Origin of the sequence: Actinomadura violacea (genome assembly GCF_017573465.1) — a bacterium.
In the GTDB taxonomy this organism is placed as follows: domain Bacteria; phylum Actinomycetota; class Actinomycetes; order Streptosporangiales; family Streptosporangiaceae; genus Spirillospora; species Spirillospora violacea.
This window is the reverse complement of record NZ_JAGEPF010000032.1, coordinates 68,462-88,010: the sequence shown is the minus strand read 5'-3', so window position 1 is coordinate 88,010 and position 19,549 is coordinate 68,462. Positions and strand designations below refer to the sequence as shown.

The 19,549-nt window shown below is 73.6% G+C and carries 17 protein-coding genes; 11 read left to right on the top strand and 6 right to left on the bottom strand.

From position 1 onward, the window contains the following. Positions 1 to 59 precede the first annotated feature (59 nt). Together J4709_RS41620 and J4709_RS41615 are read right to left on the bottom strand one after the other, a co-directional pair. On the bottom strand, positions 60 to 1,043 hold the full coding sequence (locus J4709_RS41620; protein ID WP_208250384.1) for a glucosyl-3-phosphoglycerate synthase: 984 nt from the start codon (positions 1,041 to 1,043) through the stop codon (positions 60 to 62). A 165-nt stretch (positions 1,044 to 1,208) separates the two neighbouring features. After that, positions 1,209 to 2,645 (bottom strand): helix-turn-helix domain-containing protein, encoded by a 1,437-nt coding sequence (locus tag J4709_RS41615; RefSeq protein WP_208250382.1) that lies wholly within the window; start codon positions 2,643 to 2,645, stop codon positions 1,209 to 1,211. A 150-nt stretch (positions 2,646 to 2,795) separates the two neighbouring features. On the opposite strand from J4709_RS41615, the gene aceA reads away from it, so the two are divergent. From aceA to J4709_RS41590, 5 genes are all read left to right on the top strand, one after another. Next, a complete protein-coding gene (aceA, locus tag J4709_RS41610; RefSeq protein WP_208250380.1) occupies positions 2,796 to 4,079 on the top strand; it encodes an isocitrate lyase in 1,284 nt (427 codons plus the stop codon). A 178-nt stretch (positions 4,080 to 4,257) separates the two neighbouring features. Next, positions 4,258 to 5,769 (top strand): M1 family metallopeptidase, encoded by a 1,512-nt coding sequence (locus J4709_RS41605; RefSeq protein WP_208250378.1) that lies wholly within the window; start codon positions 4,258 to 4,260, stop codon positions 5,767 to 5,769. Between the two features lie 81 nt (positions 5,770 to 5,850). After that, positions 5,851 to 6,639, top strand: a complete 789-nt coding sequence (locus J4709_RS41600) for an ABC transporter permease (RefSeq protein ID WP_208250377.1) — start codon at positions 5,851 to 5,853, stop codon at positions 6,637 to 6,639. Beyond that, positions 6,632 to 7,447 carry an ABC transporter permease gene (locus J4709_RS41595; RefSeq protein WP_307802016.1) on the top strand — a complete coding sequence of 272 codons (816 nt, stop codon included), beginning with the start codon at positions 6,632 to 6,634 and terminating at the stop codon, positions 7,445 to 7,447. The genes J4709_RS41600 and J4709_RS41595 overlap by 8 nt, the downstream gene beginning before the upstream one ends. Positions 7,448 to 7,452: 5 nt before the next feature. After that, positions 7,453 to 8,457 (top strand): ABC transporter ATP-binding protein, encoded by a 1,005-nt coding sequence (locus J4709_RS41590; RefSeq protein WP_372442224.1) that lies wholly within the window; start codon positions 7,453 to 7,455, stop codon positions 8,455 to 8,457. Here J4709_RS41590 and J4709_RS41585 read toward each other — a convergent pair. After that, entirely contained in the window at positions 8,406 to 9,071 is a 666-nt protein-coding gene (locus J4709_RS41585; RefSeq protein WP_173091862.1) for a response regulator, read from the bottom strand. The genes J4709_RS41590 and J4709_RS41585 overlap by 52 nt on opposite strands. A 43-nt stretch (positions 9,072 to 9,114) precedes the next feature. Next, positions 9,115 to 10,734, bottom strand: coding sequence for an ATP-binding protein (locus J4709_RS41580; protein WP_208250369.1), 1,620 nt, complete (start codon positions 10,732 to 10,734; stop codon positions 9,115 to 9,117). Between the two features lie 158 nt (positions 10,735 to 10,892). On the opposite strand from J4709_RS41580, the gene J4709_RS41575 reads away from it, so the two are divergent. From J4709_RS41575 to J4709_RS41565, 3 genes are read left to right on the top strand one after another with little or no spacing between them, the layout of a single operon-like run. Then, on the top strand, positions 10,893 to 11,750 hold the full coding sequence (locus tag J4709_RS41575; RefSeq protein WP_208250367.1) for an ABC transporter ATP-binding protein: 858 nt from the start codon (positions 10,893 to 10,895) through the stop codon (positions 11,748 to 11,750). Then, a complete protein-coding gene (locus tag J4709_RS41570; RefSeq protein ID WP_232384852.1) occupies positions 11,740 to 12,657 on the top strand; it encodes an ABC transporter permease in 918 nt (305 codons plus the stop codon). Before J4709_RS41575 ends, J4709_RS41570 begins: the two co-directional genes overlap by 11 nt. Before the next feature lie 49 nt (positions 12,658 to 12,706). After that, positions 12,707 to 13,759 carry an ABC transporter substrate-binding protein gene (locus J4709_RS41565; RefSeq protein ID WP_208250365.1) on the top strand — a complete coding sequence of 351 codons (1,053 nt, stop codon included), beginning with the start codon at positions 12,707 to 12,709 and terminating at the stop codon, positions 13,757 to 13,759. A gap of 115 nt (positions 13,760 to 13,874) precedes the next feature. Here the strand turns inward: J4709_RS41565 and J4709_RS41560 are convergent, their stop codons facing one another. Further along, positions 13,875 to 14,348, bottom strand: coding sequence for a hypothetical protein (locus tag J4709_RS41560; RefSeq protein WP_208250361.1), 474 nt, complete (start codon positions 14,346 to 14,348; stop codon positions 13,875 to 13,877). A gap of 370 nt (positions 14,349 to 14,718) precedes the next feature. Here J4709_RS41560 and J4709_RS41555 point away from each other — a divergent pair, with 370 nt between their 5' ends. The 3 genes from J4709_RS41555 (at position 14,719) to J4709_RS41545 (ending at position 18,053) form a co-directional block, all read left to right on the top strand. Then, positions 14,719 to 16,776 (top strand): DUF6077 domain-containing protein, encoded by a 2,058-nt coding sequence (locus J4709_RS41555; protein ID WP_208250360.1) that lies wholly within the window; start codon positions 14,719 to 14,721, stop codon positions 16,774 to 16,776. Between the two features lie 86 nt (positions 16,777 to 16,862). Continuing rightward, entirely contained in the window at positions 16,863 to 17,492 is a 630-nt protein-coding gene (locus J4709_RS41550; RefSeq protein ID WP_208250359.1) for a hypothetical protein, read from the top strand. A gap of 6 nt (positions 17,493 to 17,498) precedes the next feature. Then, on the top strand, positions 17,499 to 18,053 hold the full coding sequence (locus J4709_RS41545) for a hypothetical protein (RefSeq protein ID WP_208250358.1): 555 nt from the start codon (positions 17,499 to 17,501) through the stop codon (positions 18,051 to 18,053). A 51-nt stretch (positions 18,054 to 18,104) separates the two neighbouring features. Here J4709_RS41545 and J4709_RS41540 read toward each other — a convergent pair whose 3' ends face one another. Further along, positions 18,105 to 19,532, bottom strand: a complete 1,428-nt coding sequence (locus J4709_RS41540) for an alpha/beta hydrolase (RefSeq protein ID WP_208250357.1) — start codon at positions 19,530 to 19,532, stop codon at positions 18,105 to 18,107. Between the last annotated feature and the right edge of the window lie 17 nt (positions 19,533 to 19,549).

The following is a 19,549-nucleotide window of genomic DNA, read 5'->3' as shown; positions in this document are numbered from 1 at the left end:
TGCTACCGCGGGTAACACCGTGGCCGGAGTCACAGCCGAGGCGGCGCGGAGCGCGCGGGTCAGCCGCGGCCGGGCGAGAAGGAGCGCGCGGCGGCGTAGGCGGGCACCTCGATCATCGGCGGGCGCTCCCCCACGGCGACGTCGCTGGTCAGCGCGTCGTGCCCGGCCGCGGACCGGCGGAACCGGGTCAGCGCGGTCGACGGCGCGCCGAGCGGGATCATCCGCCCGTGCCGTTCCAGCCTCGACCACGCGGTCAGCATGATCTGGCCGGACATGGCACCGAGCGCCTCGGTGGACTGGTGCGCGTGCACCCGCCGCCCGAGGTCGACCTGCGCGATCGCGTCCAGCCCCGCGTGCTGGTGGACGTCCAGCAGCAGGCCGAGCTCCACGCCGTAGCCGGTGACGAACGGCAGCCGCTCCAGCAGCGCGCGGCGGCCCGCGTACTCCCCGCCGAGCGGCTGCATCACCCCGGCCAGCCGCGGCCAGTGCATGTTGATCAGCGGGCGGGCGACCAGCTCGGTGACCCGGCCGCCGCCGCCCTCGACCTGCCGCTCCCCGTCGGTCAGCGGGCGGTCGTAGCAGCCCTTCACGTACGCGACGGACGAGTCGGTCAGCAGCGGCCCGAGCAGCCCCGTGACGTAGGAGGAGGTGAACCCGCGCAGGTCGGCGTCCACGAACACGATCAGGTCGCCGGTGGTGGCGGCGAGGGACTTCCACAGCGCCTCGCCCTTGCCGGACATGCGGCCCTCCCCCGGCAGCACCTCGTCCTGCGCGACGACCTCGGCGCCCGCGGCGGCGGCCACGGCGGCGGTCCGGTCGGTGGAGCGGGAGTCCACCACGACGATCTCGTCGACGAGCGGGATCCGCTCCATCAGGTCGGTGCGGACGGCGGCGACGATCGCGCCGACGGTCGCCTCCTCGTCGCGCGCGGGGAGCACGACGCTGATCCCCGTGGCGCCCTTGGCGTCCAGCAGAGCGCGCGCGGGCCAGTCCGCGGCCGTGCTCGTGCGGCGCCGCAACCACGAAGCGACCTCAGGCAGCACGCGCTCTCCCTCCCCTGCGGACGGTCCCGCGACCGGCCCTCACCATGAGGAAACGCCGGACACGTCCAGATCATTCACCGTCCGCCCGGGCCGCGGCCATCCGGCCCGGGGAGCGGGCCCGCGGCGGCGCCCCCACCGCCCCGCGGCGCCCCCGTCATTCCGCCGTCACTCCACGGCGTGCTTGTCGAGGAACTCGTAGACGTCGGCGTCGTCCACGCCGGGGAACGCGCCGGGCGGCAGCACCGACAGGACGTGCGAGTGCGCCCGGGCGGACGGCCAGGCCATCCCCTCCCACCGCTCGGACAGCTCCTTCGGCGGCCGCTGGCAGCAGTCGCCGTCCGGGCACGCGGACTTGACCCGGCGGGTGGTCTCCCGGCCGCGGAACCAGCGCGAGTCCTCGAACCGGACGCCGAGCGTGATGGCGAAGTCGCGCTCGTGGCTCGGGTCGATGTGCGACAGGCACCAGTAGGTGCCCTTCGGGGTGTCGGTGTACTGGTAGTAGACCGAGAAGCGGTCCGCCGCGCCGAACACGTGCCGGCCGGCCCACTCGCGGCACATCCGCTGGCCCTCGATCGCGCCGTCCTCGTCCTGCGGGAACGCCAGGCCGTCGTTGGCGTACGCCTTGTAGATCGTGCCGTTCTCGTCGTTCTTGGTGAAGTGCAGCTGCAGGCCGAGGTGGTGGGTCGCGATGTTGGTGAAGCGGTGCGCGGCCATCTCGTAGGAGACCGAGAAGACGTCGGCGAGGTCCTCGACCGACAGCTCGCGCGCGGCCTTGGCCTCCTGCAGGAACGGCACGACGCTGCGCTCGGGCATCAGGATCGCGGCGCCGAAGTAGTTGGCCTCGACGCGCTGGCGCAGGAAGTCGGCGAAGTCGCGGGGCTGGTCGTGGTCGAGCGCGATGTGCCCGAGGGTCTGCAGCAGGATCGTCCGGGGCGTGTGCATGCCGAGCTGCTCGCGCTCCAGGTAGATGCGCCGGTTGCGCAGGTCGGTGATGGACCGGACGGAGCGCGGCAGGTCCTGGACGTACTGCAGGCTGAACCCGAAGTGGCCGACGAGGGTCATCAGCATGCCCTGCGAGACCGCGCCGCCGCGGTAGCCGACGGCGTCGAGGGTCTGCGCGGCGACCTTCTCGATGTCGGGGAAGTGGTTGCCGCGCTCGTGCATCTGGCGGCGCAGCTCGGCGTTGGCCTTGCGCGCCTCCTCGGGGCTGGCGGTCGGCTTGGTGCGGCTGCGCTTCAGCTCCCCGTACAGGGCGAGGATGTGCTCGATCACCTCGTTCGGCATCCGCTTGCCGACCTTGAGGTGCGACAGCCCGAGCGTGCGGTACAGCGGGTCGCGCTGCGCCTCCTCGAGCTGGATCTCCAGCTGCGCGCGGCGGCTGGGCGGCTGGCGGCGCAGCAGCTCCTCCACCGGGCATTCCAGCGCGGCGGCGAGGGACTGCAGCAGCGACAGCTTGGGCTCGCGCCGGCCGTTCTCCAGCAGGGACAGCTGGGACGGGGCGCGGCCGACGCGCTCGCCGAGGTCCGACAGCGTCATGCCGCGGCTGCGCCGCAGGTGGCGGAGCCGCTGCCCGAAGGTGACGAGGTCTACATCGCTCGTCAAGTTGAGGGGTTCTTCTGGCCGCAAGGTCGTCACGGCTTCATCGTAGCGGAAATTTCGCGATTCTTCTGTTACTCACGAGTTCATTTAGGGGTTGCGGCGCGGGCATAGTCATGACCAAGCACCCAGGGGACGACACGGAAGGGCAAGACAATGAGCGACAGTCGCCTCAAGGGCGCAGCCGAGGAGCTGCAGCGGCAGTGGGAGACCGACGAGCGCTGGAAGGGCGTCGAGCGGACCTACACGGCCGAGGACGTCGTCCGCATCCGCGGGTCGGTCCAGGAGGAGCACACCCTCGCGCGCCTCGGCGCCGAGCGGCTCTGGAAGCTCCTGCACGAGGAGGACTACGTCCACTCCCTCGGCGCGCTCACCGGACTCCAGGCCGTCCAGCAGGTGAAGGCCGGTCTCAAGGCCATCTACCTGTCCGGCTGGCAGGTCGCGGCGGACGCCAACCTGGCGGGCCAGACCTACCCGGACCAGAGCATCTACCCGGCGAACTCGGTCCCGGCCGTCGTGCGCCGGATCAACAACGCGCTGCTGCGCGCCGACCAGGTCCAGTGGGCCGAGGGCGAGGGCGACACGCACTTCCTCGCCCCGATCGTGGCCGACGCCGAGGCCGGCTTCGGCGGCGTGCTGAACGCCTTCGAGCTGATGAAGGGCATGATCGCCGCGGGCGCCGCGGGCGTGCACTGGGAGGACCAGCTGGCCTCCGAGAAGAAGTGCGGCCACCTCGGCGGCAAGGTCCTCATCCCGACCTCGCAGCACATCAAGACCCTCAACACCGCCCGCCTCGCGGCGGACATCTCCAACGTGCCGTCCCTGATCATCGCGCGGACCGACGCCGAGGCCGCGACCCTGATCACGACGGACGTGGACGAGCGCGACCGCGAGTTCATCACCGGCGAGCGCACCGCCGAGGGCTTCTACCGGGTCCGCAACGGCATCGAGCCCTGCATCGCCCGCGCCAAGGCCTACGCGCCGCACTCCGACCTCATCTGGATGGAGACCGGCACCCCGGACCTGGAGCTGGCCCGCAAGTTCGCCGAGGCGGTCAAGGCCGAGTACCCGGACCAGATGCTGGCCTACAACTGCTCGCCGTCCTTCAACTGGAAGGCGCACCTGGACGACGCGACCATCGCCAAGTTCCAGCGCGAGCTCGGCCACATGGGCTTCAAGTTCCAGTTCATCACGCTGGCCGGCTTCCACGCGCTCAACTACGGCATGTTCGACCTGGCCCACGCCTACGCCCGCGAGGGCATGACGGCCTACGTCGACCTGCAGGAGCGCGAGTTCGCGGCGGCCGAGAAGGGCTTCACCGCGGTCAAGCACCAGCGCGAGGCCGGCACCGGCTACTTCGACATGGTGAGCACCGCGATCGCGCCGGACTCGTCCACCACGGCGCTGAAGGGCTCGACCGAGGAGGGCCAGTTCCACTGAGCCGGTCCGGCCTCCGGGCCTGATCCCCCAGAGCAGAAGGCCCCCGCGTCCCTACACCCGCGGGGGCCTTCTGATGTCCGGACCATGATCGGCCAAACGACGGACAAGTCTCGACATAAAGCGATATTGGGAGCATCGTAGGCACGCTTGTGATCACTCAAGGGAGAGGATCCTTCCGATGGCGCAGCGCCACCCCCGCTTCCATCCGTTCCGGGCGACCCCCGGGCGCACGCTCCCGGTCGCCGTCGCCGCCCTCTGCGTCGTCGCTCTCGCCCCGTCCGCGTCCGCCGCGACGCACCACCGCTACACGCCCGGCTCCCAGGGCGTCGGCGACGCCTACTTCCCGCTCGAGGGCAACGGCGGCTACGACGCGCGGAACTACTCGCTCGACCTCACCTACGACCCCCAGTACGACCAGCTCGACGGCGTCGTCACCATGACCGCGCGCGCCACCCAGGACCTGTCGAGCTTCGACCTCGACCTGTCCGGCATGGACGTCCAGCGCGTCAAGGTCGACAAGCACAAGGCCGACTACAAGCGGCGCGGCCAGGAGCTGGTCATCACGCCGCGCAAGGGCCTGCGCAAGGGCAAGACGTTCACCGCCGTCATCACCTACGGCGGCGTCCCGCAGACGATCGTCGGCTCCCCGATCGTGTTCGGCTCCCCCTACGGCTTCCTGCACACCCCGGACGGCGCGTTCGTCGGCGACGAGCCCAACGGCGCGTCCACCTGGTTCCCGGTCAACGACCACCCGAGCGACAAGGCCACCTACGACTTCAAGATCACGGTCCCGAAGGGGCTGACCGTGGTGGCCAACGGCCTGCCCGACGGGCAGCGCAACGAGAACGCGACGTTCAGCCGCCGCTCCGCCGCCACCGCCGCCAGCACCTTCAAGTGGCGCGAGCGCTACCCGATGGCCAGCTACCTCGCCACCATCGACATCGGCAAGTGGGACGTCAAGCAGGGCAGGTCGCCCGGCGGCGTGAACAACTACACCGCCGTCGACCCGGTGCTGCTGAAGGACCAGCCGGACGCGGTGAACTTCTTCTTCGACACCACCAGCGAGGCCACCGACCTGTGGTCGAAGCTGTTCGGCAAGTACGCGTTCGAGACGACGGGCGCCATCGCCGACGACGCCCGCTTCAACGGCCAGCCCCTCGGCTTCTCGCTGGAGACGCAGAGCAAGCCGGTGTACTCGGCCGTCCGCGACACCGAGACGATCGCCCACGAGCTGGCGCACCAGTGGTTCGGCGACGCGGTGTCGCCGGAGCGCTGGAAGGACGTCTGGCTGAACGAGAGCTTCGCGACCTTCGCCGAGTGGTACTGGGCCGAGAAGCAGGGCGGCCGGACCGTCCACGACACGGCCCGCGCGTACTACAACGCCCGCCCGTTCCCGGACAGGGCCGGCCACCCGTACTGGTCCGTCGTGACCGCCGACCCGCAGCGCGACACCATGTTCAACGACCGCGTCTACAGCGGCGGCGGCATGGCGCTGGAGTTCCTCCGCGAGAAGATCGGCGACGACGCCTTCTTCACCACCCTGCGGACCTGGTACGCGCAGCACAAGTACGGCAACGGCAACACCGCGCAGTTCACCGCCCTGGCCCAGAAGGTCTCCGGCCAGGACCTCACGCAGTTCTTCAAGGACTGGCTGTACTCCCCGATCAAGCCGGACCTGCCGCAGGGCTGACCCGCGCTCTTCCGCCGGCCCGGCGGCCACTGTGCGAAATTACGTGGTCGCCGGGCCGGCCCTTGTCTAGGCTTCCGGCAAGTGGGCGTCCTTCCGTGGGTGTGGTGGTACGGGTTCCGCCGCCACGCCGCCTACCCGCTCGGCTCCCTCGCCGAGTCGCTGACCAACACCGCGTTCGCCTTCATCCGCGCCTACGTCCTGCTCGCGCTCTGGCACGCCCGTCCCGCGCTCGGCGGCTACACCCCCGACGACGCCGTCGCCTTCTGCTTCATCACCCAGGCGCTGATCGGCCCGGTGCAGATCTTCGGCGGGATGGACCTCACCGAGCGGATCCGCAACGGCGACGTCGCGATCGACCTGCACCGTCCGGTCGGGCTGCAGGGCTGGTGGCTGGCCGAGGACCTCGGCCGCGCCGCCGGGTCGCTGCTGCTGCGCGCCGGGCCGCCGCTGGCCGCGGGCGCGCTGCTGTTCCGGTTCCCCTGGCCGGGCCCCGTGGGGCTCGCCGGGTTCGCGGCGGCGATCGTGCTGGGGGCACTGGTCAGCTTCGGGATCCGCTACCTGGTGGCGCTCGGCATGTTCTGGCTGCACGACGACCGGGGCCTGAACGCGGTGACGCTGGTGATGTCGCTGTTCTTCTCCGGGATGATCCTGCCGCTCGTGGTGTTCCCCGGCCGGCTCGGCGAGATCGCGCAGGCGCTGCCCTGGTCGGCGCAGATCCAGGTGCCGGCGGACGTGTTCCTCGGCCGACGCACCGGCGCCGGGCTGCTCGGCGCGCTGGCGTTCCAGGCCGGATGGGCCGCCGTGCTGCTCGCCGCCGGACGGCTGCTGACCCGCGCCGCCCGCCGCAAGCTGGTGATCCACGGTGGCTGACCGGGGAGCGCGTCCGGTGCGGACGTACGGGTTGCTGGCGTGGACGTGGCTGCGGGCCGCGGCCCGGTTCCCGGTGTCCATGGCGCTGCTGGCGCTGGCGACCGCCGTCGTCAGCGGGCTGGACGCCGCGGCCGTCCTGGTGCTGTTCTCGCGCGCGCCCCGCATCGCCGGGTTCACCGCGCCGGAGGTGCTGTTCCTGTACGGGACGAGCGCCTTCTCCTTCACGATCTCCGACCTGCTGCTCGGCACCACCGAGCAGCTCGGCGAGCGGGTGCGGCTCGGCACGCTGGACGCGGTGCTGGTGCGGCCGGTGAGCCCGCTGATCCAGATCGCGACCGAGAACTTCTCGCCCCGCCGGTTCGGCAAGCTCGTCCCGGCCGTGGCGGTCCTCGCGCTCGTGCTGCCGCGGCTGGACGTGCCGTGGACGCCGGGCCGGGCCGCGATGGTCCCGCTGATGATCGCGTCCGGGACGGCGCTCTTCGCGGGGCTGTGGGTGCTGACGGCGGCCGTGCAGTTCGTGCTGGTCGACAGCCACGGCGCCACCAAGTCCCTCACCTACGGCGGCGCGTTCCTGACGCAGTACCCGATGACGATGTTCGGCCGCGAGTTCGTGCGCGGGGTGACCTTCGTCGTGCCGCTCGCGTTCGTGAACTGGCAGCCCGCGCTGTACGTCCTGGACCGGCCGGACCCGCTGGGCCTGCCGGCCGCGGCCCGGTTCGCCTCCCCCGCCGTCGCCGCCGTGCTGTGCGGCGCGGCGGCCCTGGCGTGGCGGACGGGGATCCGGCACTACCGATCGACGGGGAGCTGAGAGCGATGGCGGAGACCGGCGCCGAGCCGATGATCCAGGCGGAGGACGTCGTCAAGTCGTTCACGGTCCGCGGGCGCGCGGGCGGCCGGCGGCGCGCCCGGACGTCCCTGCGCGCCGTGGACGGGGTGTCGTTCACGGTCGCGCCCGGCGAGTTCGTCGGCTACCTCGGGCCGAACGGCGCCGGCAAGTCGACCACGATCAAGATGCTGACCGGGATCCTCACCGCCTCGTCCGGCACGCTGCGGGTGTGCGGCCTGGACCCCTCGCGCCGCCGGACGGCCCTCGCCCGCCGGATCGGCGTCGTGTTCGGGCAGCGGACGACGCTGTGGTGGGACCTGCCGCTGCGCGACAGCCTCGCCCTCGTCCGGCGGCTGTACCGGGTCGACGCGGCGGCGCACCGGGCGCGGCTGGCCGAGCTGACCGCGCTGCTGGAGCTGGAGCCGTTCCTGCACACGCCGGTGCGGCAGCTCAGCCTCGGCCAGCGGATGCGCGGCGACCTCGCCGCCGCGCTGCTGCACGACCCGGAGCTGCTGGTGCTGGACGAGCCGACGATCGGGCTGGACGTGGTGAGCAAGACGACCGTCCGCGACTTCCTGGAGCGGACCAACGCCGAGCGCGGCACCACGATCCTGCTGACCACCCACGACCTCGGCGACATCGAGCGGCTCTGCCGCCGCGTGCTGATCATCGACCGCGGCCGGCTCGCCTACGACGGCGGGCTGGACGAGCTGCGCCGCACCGTCGACGCCGACCGGACGCTGGTGGTCGAGCTGGCCGAGCCCGCGCCGCCGATCGTGCTCGGGGAGATCGCGGCCGAGCGGGTCGAGGGGGCGCGGCAGTGGCTGCGGGTCCCGCGCGGGGAGAACGCGGCCGCGCTGGTCGCGGCGCTCGCGCAGCGCCACGAGGTCCGCGACATCTCGCTGCGCGAGGCCGGCATCGAGGACGTCCTCGCCGGGCTCTACCGCGGCGACCACGCGTACTGGTGCTCGGGACGGCCCGTCGCACCGTAGCGCAGCGTCACCACGACCCGGCCGGCCTCCGCGAGCCCGGCGAGGTAGCGCTGCGCGGTCGCGCGGGAGATCCCGACCAGGTCGGCGACCTCGGCCGCCGAGCGCGGCTCGTCCGCCGCCCGCAGCGCCTCGGTGATCAGCCGCGTCGTCACCGGCGACCGGCCCTTCGGCGCGGCCGGCTCGGCGTGCAGCGGCGCGTACAGGGTGCGCAGCGCGCCGTCGAGCGCCGCCTGCGACAGCTCGCTCCCGCCGGCCAGCGCCGCCCGGTAGCGGGCGTAGGCGGCGAGCCGCTCGCCGAGCGCGGCGGCGGTGAACGGCTTGATCAGGTAGTGCAGCGCGCCGCCCGCGAGCGCCTCCCGGACGACGCCGGGGTCCGCCGCCGCCGTCGCCATGATCACGTCCGCGGACAGCTCGGGCAGCAGCGCCAGGCCCGGCTCGTCGGGCAGGTAGACGTCCAGCAGCACCAGGTCGGGCGCCAGCTCGGCGGCCATCGAGCGGGCCTCCGCGGCGGTGTGCGCGAGGCCCGTGACGGCGAAGCCGGGCAGGCCCGCCACGAATCCGGCGTGCACCTGCGCGACCCGGAAGTCGTCGTCCACCACCAGCACGCCGATCACCGCGCCGCCCCCTTCGCCCGCACCGCGGCGCCTCCGCGCCCGATCACCGCGGCGCCTCCGCGCCGAGGACCCCGGGCAGGCGGGCGACCGCGACCGCGCCCGTCCCGTCCCCGCCGGGGTCGACGAAAGCGACGTCGCCGTCGCGGGCGCGGGCCGTGCGGCGCGCGAGCCCGAGGCCGAGCCCACGCGAGCGCCCGCCCGCCGCCTCCCGGGTGGACACGCCGTCGTCGAACACCGCCTCGCGCAGCCCCTCCGGCAGCCCGTCGCCCGAGTCGGCGACGGTGACGTGCAGGTCGCCGCCGTCGCCGAGCAGCTCCACCTCGACCCGCGCCGGGCGCCGCCCGCCCAGCCGCGCCGCCTCGACGGCGTTGTCGACGAGGTTGCCGACCACCGTCGTCACGTCCAGCGGCTCGGCGACCCGGCCGGGCACGTAGCTCGCCGCGCCGATGTCCAGCCGGACGCCCTTCTCCGCGGCGACGGCCGACTTGGCCGCCAGGAACGCCCGCAGGTAGGGGTCGGTGAGCGGGTCGGGCAGCTCCTCCGCGGCGGGCAGCCGGCCCACCTCGTCGTCCATCAGCGCGCCGAGGTAGCCGGCGGCCTCCTCGGCGTGCCCGAGCTGGAGCAGCCCGGACAGCGTGTGCAGCCGGTTGGCGTACTCGTGCCGCTGCGCGCGCAGCGCGTCGAACAGGGTGCTGACCGAGTCCAGCTCGCGGGCCAGGGTCTCCAGGTCGGTGCGGTCGCGCAGGGTGACCACGGCGCCGAGGTCGCGGCCGTCGCGGCGGACCTCCCGCCGGTTCACCACCAGCACCCGCTCCCCGGCGGTGACGAACAGGTTCGCGGCCTCGCGGCGGCCGGTCAGCACGTCCCGCAGCGTCCCCTCCGGGACGAGCCCGGCCGCGGCCGCGCCGCGCTCGGGGGCGGCGCCGAGGAGCCGGGACGCCTCGTCGTTGCAGACCGCGACGCGGCCCGCGGTGTCGACCGCCACCACGCCCTCGCCGACCCCGTGCAGGACCGCCTCCCGCTCCTGCACCAGCTCGGCCAGCTCGTAGGGCTCCAGGCCGAGCGTCTGGCGCTTCAGCCGGCGGCCGATCGCGGCGGAGGCCAGCACGCCGAGCAGCACGGCGCCGGCGATGAACAGCGTGAGGTCGCGCAGCAGGTGATCGAGTTCCTGGTCGATCGCGCCGGCGTCGAAACCGACGCTGACCTCGCCGAGCACGCCGCCCTGCGGCCCGTACAGCGGGACCTTGCCGCGCGCCGACAGGCCGAGCGTGCCGCGCTCGACGTTGACGACCTCGTGCCCGGCGAGCGCCTCCGACGGGTCGGTGCTGACCCGCCGGCCGACCTCGCCCAGCGTCGGGTGCGAGTACCGGATGCCGCGCCGGTCGGTCACCACGACGAACAGCGCGCCGGTGCGGATCCGGACGCGCTCGGCGCGCTCCTGCACGACGTGCCCGGGGTCGCCGGCGGCGACCGCGGCGTCGATCTGCGGGTCGACGGCGACGGCGCGCGCGACGGTGAGGGCCCGCTGGCCGTACTGGTCGCGCAGCTCGCCGTCCAGCATCCAGGCGACCAGCCCGTAGCCGAGGCAGGCCACGACGACGACCACGCCCACCTGCAGGATCAGGACCTGCCGGGCGAAGGGGATGCGGGGCCGGACGGACATGACCCGCACCGTACGTCACGCCGGGCCCTGCCGCCCAGACCCCGGCGAGCAAAATGAGCAGAAGCACGGAATACGCGCTCAACGTGGGAATTCGCGGCTTGCGAGCACATCGCGGGCAAGGGTTCCGGTGACGGGGGCCACATCCCTACGGTTCCGCCATGCCCAAGCGAGCAACCACCCCCGAGAACGCGGACGACGGCCGCGTGAACACGGGCGATCCCGTCATCGAGCTGCGGGGCGCGACCAAGCGCTTCCGCTCGTCCGGCGGCGGCGTGCACACCGCCGTCCGCGACCTGAACATGACCGTCCGGCCCGGCGAGTTCGTCGCCGTGGTCGGCCCGACCGGCTGCGGGAAGTCCACGACCCTGTCCCTGGTGTCCGGCCTGGAGCCGGCGTCGGAGGGCGACGCCCTCGTGCACGGCCGGCCCGTCGACGGCATCCCCGACGGCGTCGGCTACATGTTCCAGACCGACGCGGTGCTGCCGTGGCGGACCGTCCTGGACAACGTCGCGACCGGCCCCCGCTACCGCGGCGCAGGCAAGCGCGAGGCCCGCGAGCGGGCCCGCGAATGGGTCGAGCGGGTCGGCCTCGCCGGCTTCGAGGGCTACTTCCCGCACCAGCTGTCCGGCGGCATGCGCAAGCGCGTCGCGCTCGCCCAGACCCTGGTGAACGAGCCGTCGGTGCTGCTGATGGACGAGCCGTTCTCGGCACTGGACGTGCAGACGCGCGGCCTCATGCAGGACGAGCTGCTGCGGCTGTGGTCGGGGTCGGGCGCGGCGGTCGTGTTCGTCACCCACGACCTGGAGGAGGCGCTCGTCCTCGCCGACCGGGTCGTGGTGATGACGGCCGGCCCGGCCACGATCAAGAGCACGTTCGCGGTGCCGCTGGAGCGGCCGCGCGACGCCGAGGAGGTCCGGCTCACCGCCGAGTTCCTGGACGTCTACCGCGAGGTGTGGGAGTCGCTGCGCGAAGAGGTCCAGATCACCAGGGAGAGGGGCGCCGGCAATGCCGCGTGAATCGGAGACCGCGCAGGCCGCCCGGCCCGCCGCCGCCGGGAAGGCCGTCCGGCCCGCCGGGGCGCCCGGCGCCGCCGACGACTCGGCCGCGATCGCGCGGATGCGCTCGGCCGGCCTGCGCCGCAGGCTCGGCGTCAACGGCGTCCGCGTGCTGCTGGTCGCGGCGTGGCTCGGCTCGTGGGAGCTGGCCGCCCGCAACTGGATCGACCCGTTCTACTACTCGATGCCGTCGAAGATCTGGGACCGGCTGGCGGGCTGGTTCACCGACGGCACCTCGCAGGGCTCGATCTGGGAGCAGATCTCCTACACCCTGCAGGAGGCGGTGGCGGGCTTCGTGCTCGGCGCGGCGGGCGGCGTGGTGCTCGGCATCGTGCTCGGCCGCAGCCGCTACCTGTCGGACGTGTGCGCGCCGTTCATCAAGGCGGTGAACGCGATCCCGCGGATCATCCTGGCCTCGCTGTTCGTGATCTGGTTCGGGCTCGGCATGGAGTCCAAGATCGCGACCGCGTTCGTGCTGGTGTTCTTCGCGGTGTTCTTCAACGCCTTCCAGGGCGCCCGCGAGGTCGACCGGAACCTGGTGAACAACGCCCGGATCCTCGGCGCCGGCCGGATGCAGGTGCTGTGGACGATCGTGGTGCCGAGCGCCACCTCGTGGATCCTCGCCTCGCTGCACTCGGCGTTCGGGTTCGCGATCATCGGCGCGATCGTCGGCGAGTACAGCGGCGCCGACAAGGGCCTCGGCCTGCTCATCAACCACTCCCAGGGCACCTTCGACTCGGCCGGCATCTACGCCGGAATGATCATCATCACGGTGCTGGCGCTGCTCGCCGAGTGGCTGCTCACCGTGGTCGAGGGCCGGCTGCTGCGCTGGCGCCCGCCGGCCGCCGGAGCCGACCCGCAGATCTGACCCGCGGCCTGATCCCACCCCCACCCCCCGCACGACCAGGAGAACCACCATGCGCACCACCCCGATCCGCGTGACCGCCGCCGCGGTCGCCGCCCTCACCGCCCTGTCCGTCTCGGCCTGCCGCGACTCGCGCGGCGGCGGGGACGGCGGCGGCAAGGACGGCGGCACCGTCAAGATCATGGTCGGCGGCATCGACAAGGTCATCTACCTGCCCGCCAAGCTCACCGAGCAGCTCGGCTACTTCAAGGAGCAGGGGCTGGACGTCCAGCTGCTCACCGAGCCGGCCGGCGCGCAGGCCGAGAACGTGCTGATCTCCGGCGACGTGCAGGGCGTCGTCGGGTTCTACGACCACACCATCGACCTGCAGACCAAGGGCAAGTGCGTGCAGAGCGTCGTGCAGATGGCCGACGTGCCCGGCGAGGCGGAGATGGTCTCGGCGAAGAAGGCGGGCTCGCTGGCCTCGCCCGCCGCGTTCAAGGGCAAGAAGCTCGGCGTGACCAGCCCGGGCTCGTCCACCGACTTCATCACCCGGGCGCTCGCGGTCCGCAACGGCGTGAAGACCTCCGACTACACCACGGTGAAGGCGGGCGCCGGCCCGACGTTCATCTCGACGCTGGACAACGGCGGCATCGACGCCGGCATGACCACCGACCCGACCATCGCCAAGCTGGTCAGCACCGGCAAGGCGAAGGTCATGGTGGAGATGCGCACCGAGGACGGCACCCGCAAGGCGCTCGGCGGGCTGTACCCGTCCAGCTCGCTGTACATGGACTGCTCGTACGTGAAGTCGCACGGCGAGACGGTGCAGAAGCTCGCGAACGCGTTCGTCAAGACGCTCGGCTGGATCAAGCAGCACAAGCCGGCGGAGATCGCGGCGAAGATGCCGGCCGACTACGCGGGCGGCGACCCGAAGCTGTACGAGAAGGCGATCACCGACTCGATCAGCATGTTCAACGGCGACGGCGTGATGCCCGCCGAGGGCGCGAAGAACGTGCTGGACGTGCTGGCCCAGTTCTCGCCCAACGTGCAGGGCAAGAAGGACCAGGTGGACCTGTCTAAGACCTACACGACCGAGTTCGTCACCAAGGCGAAGCAGTCCTGACGGACGGCGCCCCCGGCCGGGGGCGGTGAACACGGGCCGGATCTCCCTCGGGGGTCCGGCCCGCTTCTCTTGCGGACGACCCCGCAGGTGGGCCGCCCCGCCGGCGCGGGCGGTGTCAGCGGCCCGCGGCGGAGTAGAAGTCCACGTCGGCGGCCTCGTCGTCGCGGCGGCCGGAGCCCCAGCGGCGCGGCGCCCAGGTCGGCATCAGCAGCGCGAAGCCCATCATCGCGTAGACGCCGGAGCCGAGCAGCGTGCGCAGCCCCTCGTCCATGTCGCCCGACGGCGGCACCTTGGACGGCAGGTCCAGGACGCGGCCCGGGTCGAGGAGGAACGCGACCGAGAAGCCGAGCAGCGCGAGCGCGGGCACGAGCGAGACGAGCGGCGACGCCCAGCGGGCCACGATGATCACGCCCATCACCAGGCCGACGGCGGCGAGCAGCGCGAAGGCACCGTAGATGCGGGTGCGGTCGGTGATCTCCTGCCCGGTCCCGTCGAAGGACTGGCCGCCCTGCACGAAGCCCCAGGCGGCGCCGTACGCCAGCGCGGGGGTCAGCAGGACGCCGAGGACGAAGCCGAACGCGTGGCGCACCGCGCATCACATCCCATCGAACGCGCGCCCTTCCGGTACCGGTCCATCAGAACACGTGCACCGTGCACGGCGCAGTAAATCCGGACTTATTGCCCCTCGACGGACGATGACCGGCGAGTCGTCCAGCTTCCCTTCAGCGAACCTCCAGCAATCGGCCGCCCGCGGCCAACCGGCCCAGACGGCCGGGCGTCCTACGCAACAAGATCAAGCCCGCGGGCGCGAGAAGCGATCGCGCCCGTGCGGACAAGTAAGAGGCAAAGGCCGGCAAGCCATCGCTCTCGGGGGACGCATGATCAAGTCAAGGGGGCCCGCCGTCCGCGGGCCCGGCCGCACGGCACCGGCACCGGCACCGGGCCGCGCGGAACGCGGCGTGGACCGGGCGGTCGACGCCGCCGTCCTGCTGTTCGCGGTGTGGACGGTCGTCTACCACGCCGGCCTGGTGCTGCGGCCGCCGACCTGGGCGCTGCTCGCCTGCTGGGCCGCCGTGTCCGCGGCGATAGCGGCCGTGTGGGCGCTGCACCGGCGGCGGAACGGCCGGGGCGGGCGGCCGCTGTGGCCGGAGCCGCCCGCGCCGCGGTCCCCCTCTCCCCCGCGCGCCCTCGCTTTGGTGGCCGTCGTGGCGGGGATCGCGGCGGGCGCTTGCGCGGGCCTGCACACGTCCGGGACCCCGTGGTGGGGCGCGTGGGTGTTCGGCCTGGTCTCCGTCGCCGCGTCCGCCGCCTGCCTGCTGCTCCGCCGGGCCCCCGCGCCACCCGTCCGCGAACGCGGCCAGGACGAGCCCGGCGCGGACGAGCCCGACGGGAACGGGCCGGACGCGCGCGAGCCCGGCGCGGACGAACCCGCCGAACCCCGGACGAGCCGGTGGGGGACGCCGCTCGCGCTCGCCACCGCCGCCGGATTCTCGGCCGCCTCGCTGTTCGTCGTCAACTCCGACGGCGACGACGCCTACTTCGTCTCCCGGTCGGTCGCGACGGCCGCGCTCGGCCGCATCCCGTTCGAGGACGTCATCTTCACCTCGGGGAAGACCGGGCCCGTCGCGGGCGAGCCGCCCGTCTCCTCGATCGAGGTCCTCGCCGGGGCGCTCGCGCGGATCGCCGGCGTCCCGGCGGCGTCCTTCGTCTACTTCGTGCTGCTGCCGGTCGTGACCTTCATCGCGGTGCTGGCCGCGTGGCGGCTGTGCCGCGCCTGGGCGCCGCGCCGCGCCGCCGCGTGCTTCGCGGTCGCGGCGGTGTACCTGCTGTGGTCCGGGCTCGGCCCCGCGTCGCTCGGCTCGTTCCACCTGCTGCGGATGTGGCAGGGCAAGGCCGTGATGGTGTCGGCGCTCGTCCCGCTGCTGTACGTCCACCTCACCCGGTGGGCGGAACGGCGCCGGCGCGGCGACCTGGTGATGCTCGCCGCCTGCGGGGTCGCGGCGACCGGGCTGACCTCCTCGGCCGCGTTCGTCCTGCCGCTGGCCGCCGGCGCCGCGGCGGTCCCGCTGATCGCCTCCGGCCGGGTCCGGACCGGGCTGGGCGCCTGCGTCGCGCCGGTCTATCCCCTCGCGGCGGGCCTGGTGGTGGCGCTCCAGCACCACGACACCAGCGTCACCGGGTTCGTCGGCGACGCCTCCGACGACTTCCGGTGGGTCCTGCTGTACTCCGTGCCGGGCGTGCTCGCGGGCTGCGCGCTGTGGCTGGCGCCGTGGACGGCGCGGCGCGGCGTCCCCGCGCTCATCGGCGCCGGCATCGCCGCGGTGATCAGCCTGCTCCTGCTGCCGGGCGTCCTGCACCTCGCGGCGGACGCGACGGGCGCGGGCCAGGTGCTGTGGCGGACGATGTGGATCGTGCCCGCGCCCGTGCTGATCGGCCTGCTCGCGACCGTGCGGATCCCCCTGCCCGCCGGGGCGCGCGCCGGCGGCGCGGCGGCGCTCGGCGTGCTCGCCGCGGCGCTCCCGGCCGCCGCCCTGGCGGTCGCGATGATCGCGGGCGGGACCCCGGTCTGGTCGGCGAAGGACGGCTCGATCGTCGCGTCCCGCCCGTCCTGGAAGCTGCCCGCCGCGCAGGTCGGGACGGCGCACGCGGTGGTCGAGCTGGCCCGGACCGGCGGCGTGGTGGTGATGCCGGCGGGCTACATGCGGGCGGTGCCGCTGCTCACGGCGCGCGTGCACGCGGCCGACCCCAACACCCACTACCTCCGGAACCTGCCGGTTCCGGCCCGGTTCGTCGACGACCGGCGCGTGCTGACCGCGGCGGTGCGGCGGCCGGGCGGATGGAAGCCGCAGCCCGCCGACGTGCGGGACGCGGTGCGGCGGGCCGGGGTCGTCGTCGCGTGCGCCCGCCCCCGCGACCTGCGGGGACTGGTGCTGCTGGAGCAGGCGGGCCTGACGGGCCGGCGCCGGGTCGGGCACCTGGTCTGCGTCTTCTCCGCGCAAGGCCCCCGCACCCCTTAGGAGGGTTTCTCCTTTAGGACTGTTTCGACCGCGTCTGTCCGGGCATCGGCGCTCCATTCGATCCGACGCACGTTGGAGGACAGACAATGTCGACCGCAGTGATGGTCGTCATCGCCGTGATCATCGTCGCCGCCGTCGCCGCGCTCGCGTTCCTCGCCTGGACGCGGGCGCGGACGCATCGGCTGAAGAGGCGCTTCGGCCCCGAGTACGACCGGGTCGTCCGGCAGCGGGGCGGCCGCGCCGCCGCCGAGCGGGAGCTGCTCGACCGCGAGCGGCGCCACCGCGAGCTGGAGCTGCACGACCTGGACCCGCGGCGCCGCGAGCAGTACCGCGAGCAGTGGGTGCGCGTCCAGGAGCGCTTCGTCGACGCCCCCGAGTCCGCGGTGGAGCAGGCCGACCGCCTGGTCGGCGTCGTGATGGGCGAGCGCGGCTACCCCACCACCGGGTTCGAGGAGAAGGCCGCGCACCTGTCGGTGGAGCACGGCCGCACCCTCGACCACTACCGGCGCGGCCGCGACATCGGCGAGCGCGCCGCCGGCGGGCAGGCCTCCACCGAGGAACTGCGGCAGGCCATGGTGCACTACCGCGCCCTCTTCGAGGACCTGCTGTCGGTGCCCGAGCAGCGCACCGCCCCCGACGCGGACGTCCGGGTCCCCGGCCCGCGCGCCGGCGACCGGGACGACGACCTCGACGACGAGCGGACCGCGAGGAGCTGAGCGCCGATGCAGCACAGCCGACCCGAGCAGGCGGCGCCCCCCGCCGGCGGCACGGACGCGGACGAGCGGGCCCGCGCCGCCGGAACCTCCGACCCGGGCGTGCCCGGCGACCTGCACGTCGCCGGCCCGCCGCCGGCGCAGGCGGCGGCCGAGCCCGCCGAGGACACCTCGCCCGACCCGATCCCGCCCGCCGGGCTGGCCGAGGACGAGGTGGCCACCGGCTTCCCCAGCCCCGGCCCCGGCGGGGCCCGGCCCGGGCTGCGGCCCACGGCCGCCGGCCTCGGCGGCGTCCCGGAGCGGCTTTTCGACCCGGCCGAGGCCGAGCGGTTCCGGGAGCGCTGGCGCGAGGTGCAGTCCGGCTTCGTCGACGACCCCGCCGAGTCCGTCCGCGCGGCCGACGCGCTCGCCGTCGAGGCGGTCGAGGCGCTGAGCCGATCGGTCGCGGCGCACCGCCGCACCCTCTCCGAGGAGACGGCCGCGCACGACGCCCCGGACACCGAGCGGCTCCGCCTCGCGCTGCGCGGGTACCGCGACCTGCTGGACCGTATCTTCGCCGGCTGAACGGAGGGCGCCGGTCAGTGTCCCGCCGGGGACACTGGCCGGCGCCTTGGGTCAGCCGTTGAGGAAGGTGTAGACGGCTTCGCGGCCCTGCGTGCCCCGCTCGCGGTTCTGGATGGAGTGGGAGGCCCCCTTCACCACGACGAGCCGGCCGAGCGGGGCGCGGCGGAGCTCCTCGCGCGCCCATTCGAGCGGCGTCGACAGGTCGTGGTCGCCGTTCAGGAGCAGGATCGGGACGGCGGGGAGCCCGTCCCGGCGGGGCTCGGCGGTGTGCCGGGCCCACGGCCAGTGCAGGCACTCCTGGACGAACCCGTTGCCGATGGCGGTGTCCGCGGTGAACGGCCAGGTGGCGGAGACGGGCAGGGTCCGGCGGACGCGCTGCAGGGCGGCCTCGCGTCCGGCGACCGGCGCCTCGGAGGTGCCCCACGGGAAGTGGCCGTCGCCGCAGATGGTGGCGATGTGGAGGCCGGAGCTGTAGCCGGCGACCGGGTCGCCGCCGGAGTCCATCAGCCGCAGCAGCGCGTCCAGCCGGGCGGGGTCGCCGTGCCTTGCCTGGTGGAACGCGGTGACGACGTCGCCGGAGCCGGCCGGGATGCCGCCCGGGTCGGGGTTCCGGTAGGTGGGGTCGAGGAACTCGTAGCTGACGAGCATGTCCCAGATGAGGACGTGGTCGGAGCGGTGGCGGGCGAGCCAGGCGAGGTCCTGCGCGGGGTCGAACCCGCAGGCGGGCGCGGTCCGGCAGGCGTCGCGCAGCACGCGCGCGGTGGCACGCAGGCCGGTGAGGTACAGCATGTCGTCGTCCTGCGGGTCGACGTGCGGGAGCACCGAGTCGAGGACGACCTTGTCCACGTTGTGCGGGTGGGCGACGGCATAGCTGGCGGCGGTCATGGTGCCGTAGGAGACGCCGTCCAGGACCATCTTGCGGACGCCGAGCGCGCGGCGCAGCAGGTCGAGGTCGCCGACGGTCTGCTCGGTGGTGTAGTAGCTGCGGCTGTCGCCGAGGACGGCGGCGCATTCGTTGACGGCGTCCGGTGTCGGCGGCTCGATGTCGCTGCTGCCGACCTCGGCCTGGAGCTTCGGGCAGTCGATGGCGCCGTACTGGCCGGTGCCGCGCTGGTCGATGGTGACGAACCGGTAGTTCTTCGCCAGTTCGGGGAGCCGCTGCTCGGCCATGCGGGAGATGAAGGGCACGCCGGGCTGGCCGGGCCCGCCGGTCAGGAAGAGCAGGACGCCCTTGGGCGCGCGGACGTTGTCCCCGGTGGCCACCTGGAGCTTGAGCGTCCCCTTCGAGGGATGCCGGTGGTCGAGCGGGACGGTCAGCGTCGAGCAGGTGTAGCCCGGCTGGTCGGCGCACGGGTGGGGGTCGTCCAGCCCGGGCGCTCGGCCGGACGGGGTCGCGCGGGTGGCGGCGGCCGCCGGCGCCCCGCCGGATGCGGCGAGGACGAGGGCGAGGGCGAACACCGCGGTGAGACGTGATCGCATGAGCTGATCATCCGCCA